4 protein-coding genes are annotated in these 6,791 nt (G+C 64.2%); 1 reads left to right on the forward strand and 3 read right to left on the reverse strand.

Annotated features, from left to right (window positions below; genetic code table 11):
* Positions 1 to 1,246, forward strand: a 1,246-nt coding sequence (locus ABSG20_RS25750; RefSeq protein ID WP_423867308.1) for a peroxidase family protein, incomplete at its 5' end; no start/stop codon positions are given.
* An 85-nt stretch (positions 1,247 to 1,331) separates the two neighbouring features.
* Here the strand turns inward: ABSG20_RS25750 and ABSG20_RS25755 are convergent.
* From ABSG20_RS25755 to ABSG20_RS25765, 3 genes are all read right to left on the reverse strand, one after another.
* A complete protein-coding gene (locus ABSG20_RS25755) occupies positions 1,332 to 4,667 on the reverse strand; it encodes an error-prone DNA polymerase (protein ID WP_423867309.1) in 3,336 nt (1,111 codons plus the stop codon).
* Positions 4,664 to 6,346 (reverse strand): Y-family DNA polymerase, encoded by a 1,683-nt coding sequence (locus ABSG20_RS25760; RefSeq protein WP_423867311.1) that lies wholly within the window; start codon positions 6,344 to 6,346, stop codon positions 4,664 to 4,666. Before ABSG20_RS25760 ends, ABSG20_RS25755 begins: the two co-directional genes overlap by 4 nt.
* A partial coding sequence (locus tag ABSG20_RS25765; protein WP_423867310.1) for an ImuA family protein occupies positions 6,267 to 6,791 on the reverse strand: 525 nt, incomplete at its 5' end. The genes ABSG20_RS25760 and ABSG20_RS25765, both read right to left, overlap by 80 nt.

The raw sequence follows: 6,791 nt of genomic DNA on the forward strand, positions 1-6,791 counted from the left end.
GTGGAGCAACAACTTCTTCACGAACCTGTTCAGCTACGAATGGGAATTGACCAAGAGCCCGGCCGGTGCCCATCAGTGGACACCGAAAAATGGCGCGGGCGCCGGTACGGTGCCGGATGCTTATGACCAGTCAAAGCGTCATTCGCCATCGATGCTGACCACCGACCTCGCGCTGCGGTTCGATCCGGCCTACGAAAAGATTTCGAGGCGCTTCTACGAACATCCGCATCAGTTCGCGGACGCGTTTGCCCGGGCCTGGTTCAAGCTGACGCATCGCGACATGGGCCCGATCGTGCGTTACCTCGGCCCGCTGGTGCCGAAGGAGATATTGCCGTGGCAGGACCCGATCCCCGCGGTGGATCACCCCTTGATCGGCGAGCAGGACATTGCGGCCCTGAAGGCGAAAATCCTCGCCTCCGGCCTCAGCGTTTCGCAACTGGTGACGACGGCATGGGCGTCGGCGTCGACGTTCCGCGGCTCCGACAAGCGCGGTGGCGCGAACGGCGCGCGCATTCGCCTCGCGCCGCAGAAGGATTGGGAAGTCAACCAGCCGGCCCAATTGGCGAGCGTGCTGCGGGCCCTGGAGGCGATCCAGAAGGACTTCAACGGGTCGCAGTCCGGGGGCAAGAAGGTTTCGCTCGCTGACCTGATCGTTCTCGGCGGCTGCGCAGCCGTGGAGAAGGCGGCTGGTAACGCCGGACACCGCGTGACGGTTGCCTTCACGCCGGGACGCACCGACGCATCGCAGGAGCAGACCGACGCGGCGTCCTTTGCCGTGCTCGAACCGACAGCCGACGGATTCCGCAACTACCTCAAGGACGGGCACAGCCGTTCGGCTGAGGAGCTGCTGGTGGATAAGGCGCAATTGCTGACGCTGACCGCGCCCGAGATGACGGTTCTGGTCGGGGGCATGCGCGTCCTGAATGGCAACGTCGGAGGCAGTCAACACGGCGTCTTCACCAAGCGGCAGGAGAGCCTCACCAATGACTTCTTCGTGAACCTTTTGGACATGCGCACGACGTGGAAGGCGGCCTCGGCAGCCGACGACGTATTCGAGGGACACGACCGCGCGACGGGTGAACTCAAATGGACCGGCACCCGGGTGGATCTCATCTTCGGTTCGAACGCCGAGCTCCGCGCCGTCGCGGAAGTCTACGGATGTGCTGATTCGAAGGAGCGTTTTGTCCATGACTTTGCGGCGGCGTGGAGCAAGGTGATGAACCTTGATCGCTTCGATCTTGCCTGATATCCGGAAAAGCCCGCCCTCGGGCTCGACCCGAGGGCGGCAACAGGTTGTTTGCGCGGAGATCATGCTCAAAGAAGTTAGTGCCCTAATGAAAATCCCTTGAGGGCGGCAGGATGCGCACGTCGCGGGGATGGCGGAGTTTCTGGGCCGGATTTTTTGGATGCTGGCGGGAATCGTCCTGCAGCGGTTCGATCAGCGCCGGTCCTGCGGGAACCGCGTGCTTGCGGCGGAGCGCGTCGTCGGCAAGGCTGACAAGATCGCGGGAACGGTCGAACAATTTTTCGGCGACGAGATGCACGACCTTTTCCGGGCTGCTTTGGATGGTGCCTTCGACCAGCACCAGCCGGGCGCCCATGACTTCTTTGCGAAAGCGCTCCATCACCTTCGGCCACACCACGATATTGGCGATGCCGGTCTCGTCCTCCAGCGTCATGAAGACGACGCCCTTGGCGCTGCCCGGACGCTGCCGCACCAGCACCACGCCGGCGCAGCGGACGCGTTGCCGGTCCCGCGCGTCGGCAACCCCGGCGCAGGCGATGACGCTTTCGCTTGTAAACATCGGGCGCAGGAATTGCATCGGATGGCCCTTCAGCGACAGCCGGATGGTCTGATAATCGGCCACCACCTGTTCCGGCAGCGGCATGGCGGGCAAGCCTCGCGCATGTTCGTCCGGCTGCTCGCGCGCGGCCGCGCTTTCGAACAGCGGCAGCGGCACGTCATCGGGCAGCCGCCGCACTGCCCATAACGCGGCGCGGCGATCGAGCCCGATGGAGCGAAAGGCATCGGCATCCGCAAGCCCCATCAGCGCGCGCTTGGGCAAGCCGGTGTCGCGGGCAAAATCCTCCAGCGAGGCGAATGGCCGAAGCTCGCGCGCCGCGACGATGCGCCCGCACCATTCATCGCCGGACCAGCTGTCGGGATCGTCGAGATCGCGGACCCGGAACCCGTCGATCTGGCGAAAGCCGAGCCGCAGCGCATGATATTTCCCGCAAACCTCCTCCAGCACATTGTCGCCATGGCTGAAGGAAATATCGATCTCGCGCACGGTGACGCCGTTGTTGCGGGCGTCGCGGACGATCTGCGCCGGCGCGTAAAATCCCATCGGCTGCGAATTCAAAAGCCCGCAGCAAAAGGCATCGGGATGAAAATGCTTGAGCCATGAGGAGACATAGACGAGCTGCGCGAAGGCGGCGGCGTGGCTCTCGGGAAAGCCGTATTCGCCAAAGCCCTTGATCTGGTTGAAGCAGTTTTTGGCGAATTCTTCCGGGTAGCCGCGCCGGATCAGATTGCCGACCATCTTCTCCTCGAAGTTATGGATGGTGCCGACATGGCGGAAGGTGGCCATCGCCCGGCGCAACTGGTTGGCCTCGTCGGGCGTGAATTTCGCGGCCTCGATGGCAATCCGCATCGCCTGTTCCTGGAACAGGGGAACGCCGAGGGTCTTGCCGAGGATGTCCTTCAATTCGTTTTTGTCGCCATACTTCGGAAACGGATAGTCGATCTGCTCCGGCTTCATGCCTCGCCGCTTCAGATAGGGATGCACCATCTTGCCCTGGATCGGCCCGGGGCGGACGATCGCGACCTCGATCACCAGGTCATAAAACCGGCGCGGTTTGAGTCGCGGCAGCATGTTCATCTGCGCCCGGCTCTCGACCTGGAACACGCCGAGCGATTCGCCCCGGCACAGCATGTCGTAGACCTCGGGAACTTCGCGCGGGATGGTCGCGAGCTCCCAGCGTTCGCCCTTGTGCAAATCGATCAGGTCGAAACATTTGCGGATGCAGCTCAGCATGCCCAGCGCCAGCACATCGACCTTCATCATGCGGATTTCGTCGATGTCGTCCTTGTCCCATTCGATGAAGGTGCGGCCGTCCATCGCGGCGTTGCCGATCGGCACATATTCGTCGAGCCGGTCCTGGGTCAGCACGAAGCCGCCGACATGCTGCGACAGATGGCGCGGAAATTCGAGCAATTCGGCCGCAAGCCTCACCGCGCGATCGATCATGGGATTTTGCGGATCGAGACCCGCCTGCCGGACCTGCATTTCGCTGAGGCCATCGCCCCAGTTTCCCCACACCGTGTCGGCGAGCAAGGCGGTGACGTCCTCGGTCAGGCCGAGCGCCTTGCCGACATCGCGGATCGCGCTGCGCGGCCGGTAATGAATGACGGTGGCGACGATGGCGGCGCGATGGCGGCCATAGCGATTGAAGACATATTGCATGACTTCTTCACGGCGCGAGTGTTCGAAATCGACATCGATATCGGGCGGCTCGCGGCGCTCTTCGGAGAGAAAGCGTTCGAACAAGAGATCGATCTCGACCGGATTGACCGAGGTGATCCCGAGCATGAAACACACCGCCGAATTGGCCGCCGATCCCCTGCCCTGGCACAGGATGTGCTGCGACCGCGCAAAGCGGACGATGTCGTGCACGGTGAGAAAATAATGCGCGTAATTCAGCTTCTCGATCAGCGCCAGCTCCTTCTGCAAGGTGGCGCGCAGCTTCTCGTCGATCCCGGCGGGAAAATAGTTCGTCACGCCCCGCCATGTCAGATCTTCCAGATGGGCTTGCGCGGTCTTGCCCGGCGGCACCGGTTCGTCGGGATAGCGGTATTTCAATTCATCGAGTGTGAAGGTGATGCGGCCGGCAAAGCGCCGCGTCTCGGCAATCGCCTCGGGATAATCGCGAAACAGCCGAAGCATCTCCGCAGGCGTTTTCAGATGCCGCTCGGCGTTGGCCTCCAGCAGGCGGCCCGCGGCTTCGATCGATGTCTTTTCGCGGATGCAGCTTACGACATCCTGCAGCACCCGGCGCCCGGAGATGTGGTACAAGACGTCATTGGTGGCGAGCAAAGGTACGCCGGCTGAAATGGCGATGCGCTGCAGGCCGGCCAGGCGGCGCTTGTCGTCGCCGCGGTGAAACAGGCTGGCGGCAAGCCACACGCCGTCAGCGCTGGTGCCGCGCATTCTCTCCAATATCCGCCTCACAGCGTCAGGATCGAGCCGATATGGCGGCATCAGCGCCAGCAAAAACCCTGCGCTGAACTCGCTCAAGTCTTCGAAGCCGAGATGGCACTCGCCTTTGCCGGCGGCGAGCTTGCCCTTGCTCAACAGACGGCAGAGCCGGCCGTAGCCGGCGCGGTCGCGCGGATAGGCCAGAATGTCCGGCGTGCCGTCGATAAAGACGAGGCGCGATCCGATCAACAATTTCGGCCTTGACGCCAGCTCCGGGTTTTTCAGTTCGGCATAGGCCCGCACCACGCCGGCCAGCGTATTGCGGTCGGCGATGCCGATGGCATCAAGGCCGTATTCGCCGGCCTGATGGACATATTCCTGCGGATGCGAGGCGCCGCGCAAAAACGAGAAATTGGTGGTGACGCCGATCTCCGCATAGAAGGGCGCTCTGTCGCTGGCCGCGGTCATGCGAACAATCCATGCATGAACCAGTTCGGCTGCACGGCATGACCTTCCTGCTGCACGATCTCGCGGCCATAAAGCCCGTCGCGATAAAGCCAGAACCGCAAACCTGCCTCGTCCTCGACGCGGAAATAATCCCGCGTCAGCATTGCGCCCTCCATGCGCCACCACTCCATGGCGACGCGTTCGGGACCTTCGGCGCGGACCACGGCATGGGCGGCGCGGCGCCAGACAAAGCGGGCGGGCGGGCCATCCGGCACCTGCGCGATGACTTTTATCAGCTCGGGCCGTTCGAACAGCCGCAGCGGCCGCAGCGGCGGCTCCCCTTCGGCGCGGGCCGGCCAGGCCGCCAGCGCGGCGGTCGCCAGATGATGCTGGGCCGGCACCGCCAGCCCGGCGCGTTCCGGAATATGGCTGTCCTGCGGCAGGTACACGACCACGCGCCGGCCGCCGATGCGCGCGGCGATGCGGTCGATCAGGGCCGCCAGTTCATCATTGTCGTGCACATTGGCATCGAGGTCGCGCTGCTGCGGCACGACGATTTCCGTGCGGCTCGCCGACAGGCGGATGAGGTCGAAGCCAAAACCCGGATCCAGCGGGTCGCTCAAGGCGCCGAGCCGCTCGGCAAACAGCCGGTCGATGACAGCGCCCTGGGTCACGGGCTGTCCGGTGTCGACCAGGATGGTGCGAACCGCGCCATCGGTGCGGAAGAACTGGGCCTCCAGCCGCCGCGCGCCCTTGCCCTGCTGCGCCATCGCCTTGACCAGCATCCCGGCCAGCCGGGATAAGGTCGCCGAGATGACCCCGTCGGTTGCCACCGGCTCGGCGAAACGTTTCTCCACGATATAATCCGGCGCCGGCTTGCGCGGGCTGATCGGCGCATCGCTTTGCCCCAGCGCCTGTTCCAGCAGAGTGGTAAAATCAGCGCCGAATCGCGCGGTGATTTCAGGCCGGGTGCGGGAGGCGACATCGCCGATGGTTTTCAACCCGGCGCGGCGCAGGCCGGTGACGACAGCCTCATCCGCGCCCAGTGCGGAGACCGGCAGCGGCTTGACCGCCTCGGCTTCCTCGCCATGGCCGACGATCCGGCCATGGGCATGGCGGGTCAGCGTCCGCGCGCATACGGCAGTGCCGGCGATGGCGGCGCTGACCGCAAAACCCTGCGCGGTCAAAGCGTCACACACCAGCCGCATCATCGCGGCCTCGCCGCCGAACAAATGGACACAGCCGGTGATGTCGAGCAACAGGCCATGGGGGGCGTCCAGCGCCACCAGCGGCGTGAAGCGGTCGCACCATTCGGCAATGGCGTTGAGCGTGCTGAAGTCGGCGGCTTCATCGGCATCGAATACCCTTAATTGCGGTGAGATGGCGCGGGCATTGGCAAGCGGCAGGCCGACCGCAAGACCGAGCCGCGCGGCGGCGTCGTCGAGCGCAAAGATGTGCAGCGCATTGTTTTGTTTGGCGACGACAACGCATGGAATGATGGAAGCAGAAGCGCCGGTATCTTGTTGTTCACGCGAAACGGCAATTTCGTTCGAAAACGCTTTAACCCGCTTTGACGGGCTTTCTTGAGATGAACCGCTGGCGGCTTCGTCCAAAAGAGCTTTAGCCGACCCGGCGCGCCCGCGCACGAACTGGCGCTGGATGCGGTCGATCGGCAGGCGCGGCAGCCACAGGCTGAGGATCCGCCGTCGGTTGGCTGACCGGTTTTTTGAAAAGGCACTCATCACATTTCCATTCCATGATCCACCGCCCGACAGGGCCATGACGGTTGCGGACGAGTTGCGCCTCGAACACCGGCGCGCCCCACGCGCTCCATAACGGAGGTGGCGGCGAATGCGCCGCGCGCACGATCCATCTGGTCTCCGCCGTCGAGGGCAAAGGCTCCGCCGCCACCCGCAGCAACAGGCCGGTGACCCCCGAGGCCTGCGCGGCCAGCGTCAGCTTGCGGCTGGCGACGAGATCGAGCTGACGAGCCTGCCCCCAGACTTCGAGCACCACCGCACCCAGGGCATCGCAGGCCAGCGCGTCGGCTGTGGTCCGCAACGCGGTATCCACCTCGGCTGCGCGTACGGTCACGAGCCGGCGGGGATCGAGGCCGAGTTCGGCCCATCCGCTCATCGACAGCGC

This window comes from Bradyrhizobium sp. (genome assembly GCF_049512235.1).
GTDB lineage: Bacteria > Pseudomonadota > Alphaproteobacteria > Rhizobiales > Xanthobacteraceae > Bradyrhizobium.